At 58.1% G+C, this 2102-nt stretch carries 1 protein-coding gene; it reads left to right on the plus strand.

Going from position 1 to position 2102, the window contains the following annotated elements; all coding sequences use genetic code 11:
* Nucleotides 1-601 precede the first annotated feature (601 nt).
* Nucleotides 602-2102: group II intron reverse transcriptase/maturase (ltrA, locus tag P3T21_RS38340; protein ID WP_429261046.1), on the plus strand; the 1501-nt coding region annotated here is incomplete at its 3' end.

Below are 2102 nucleotides of genomic sequence, written 5' to 3' on the forward strand. Positions count from 1 at the left end.
TGAAGTTGCGGTACCGGGGCATGCCCTTTCTCTGCTGCGAGAGAAAGTGAGCCGAAGCGGCGGTGACTTGCTGGACACTGGCAAGGTGACGAAGTCCGTGGGAAACGGAGCTTGCGGCGAAGCGGTTACGCCAAGATGAGCTTCCAGGCTGAGCATGGGACGGTTGAGGGACACGAACCTATTGAAACGCATCTGAGGGTTGAATCGTCACCCCTGCCTACACCGCTTAAGAGGCAGGACGCGGATCGGCGTCGGTCACAGGTATGGACTGGTGCCGCGAATGCTGGCTGGAGATGTATGCCGGCCAGTTGGAATCACGGAGAGCGCGCAGCTAGGCCGTGGTGTCTGCGACGACTTGCGGCAAGCAAGGATAAAGACTGCGATAGGCAACCTCGCCCGTGCGTTGAGTCCGGCATGTGAACTGGGGAAGGCTTGCATAGATGTCAAGGGAGTGTGCCCCCGATGATATGCAGGCTGGCGGAGCCTCCGTAGTAGTCCGAGGTCGGGAAAACCGGCTACATGGCGAAGGGAGGCAGTTGAAGTGGTTTGCTGGGTTGATTAACTGACCACAGTGAGGTGAAGACCTTTGATAATCAGTGAAATGCAAAGCAAACTGGCGACGTGGTCGACGGAGGACAAAGAACGCAAGTTTGACCGCCTTCTGAGACTGATTGCCGATAGGGTTTGGCTGAGCGAAGCGGCTCGCATTACGCTGGCCTCCAGCGGGGCTCGCACGCCAGGCGTGGACGGTGTTAGCAAGCGCATGATGGAGGAGAATCTCCAGCATGAATTGACGACGATACGCGACGAACTGTTGGCGGGCTCGTACAGTCCGCTACCGGCGCGCCGCGTGTACATCCCGAAAGCGAACGGCAAGCTCAGGCCACTCGGCATCCCGAGTCTGCGGGATAGAATTGTTCAACGGGCCATGCTGATGGCGATGGAGCCGATCTGGGAGAGTGATTTCCACCCGGCTTCACATGGCTTTAGACCGGCCCGCAGCGTACATCACGCTGTGCGCATGGTGAGACTTCAGTTAACGGCTGCAGATGAGCAGAGTGCTGCGGGACGCTGGGTCATCGAGGGCGACCTCGCCAGCTACTTCGACACCGTTCATCATCGCCTGCTACTGAAGGGGATCCGCAAGCGCATCGCCGACCAGCGCTTCCTTGCCCTGCTCTGGAAGTTCATCAAGGCGGGATGCGTTGATCATGGTCTATTCCGTGCCGCGAGTGAAGGTGTTCCTCAAGGCGGAGTTATCTCGCCTCTGCTGTCCAACATCATGTTGCATGAGTTTGATGCGTGGATGGAAACGAACTTCCTGAACAAGAAGGTACGCAAGGACCGGTGGGCGTGGAACTTCGCTATCCTCAAACAGCGGCCCATCGCTGTGCGAGAAAATCGGCAGTGGAAACCGGCAGTATCCTACTGTCGTTATGCGGATGACTTTGTGGTGGTCGTCAAAGGAACCCGAGCGCATGCCGAAGTAGTACGCGAAGCATGTCGGGAATTCCTCGAAGGCAAGCTGAAGCTCACGCTGAATATGGAGAAGACCCATATCACGCATGTGAATGACGGTTTCGTCTTCCTCGGCCACCGCATCATTCGCAAGCGCGGACCACGCGGCAGCATGCGACCTGTGACGACAATTCCGTGGGAGAAGTATCGGGGCTTTGCCGAGCGGCTGGTCAGACAACTGTCAGGCAATTACAGCATGAACCGGATGGATATGGTGGAAAGCCTGAATCGGCAACTGACGGGATGGGCAACCTTCTACCAGTACACCGACTACACGGCGACCCTGTTTAGCAGGCTGGACCGAACCGTCTTCTGGAAGCTGGGATATTGGCTTGCGCACAAGTACCGGCGTGGCTTCCGGTCGCTAATGCGCGATCATATCCGGGCCCCTGAACCAGGGAGGGCCACGACATGGGTGCTGCAAGGCCGGGATAGTCGGGGTCGGTACGGTGAAGTGGCGCTTCGGCGCCTCGTCACCAGCCGCAAGGGGCGATTCACCTGGCGAACCCCCATGGAAAATCCGTACATATTGCGCGATGAGACACGCCGCACCATCGAGTCGCGCTACGCTGATGTTGCCTTTG

The sequence above is a fragment of the Paraburkholderia sp. GAS334 genome, from assembly GCF_050436625.1.
Lineage (GTDB): Bacteria > Pseudomonadota > Gammaproteobacteria > Burkholderiales > Burkholderiaceae > Paraburkholderia.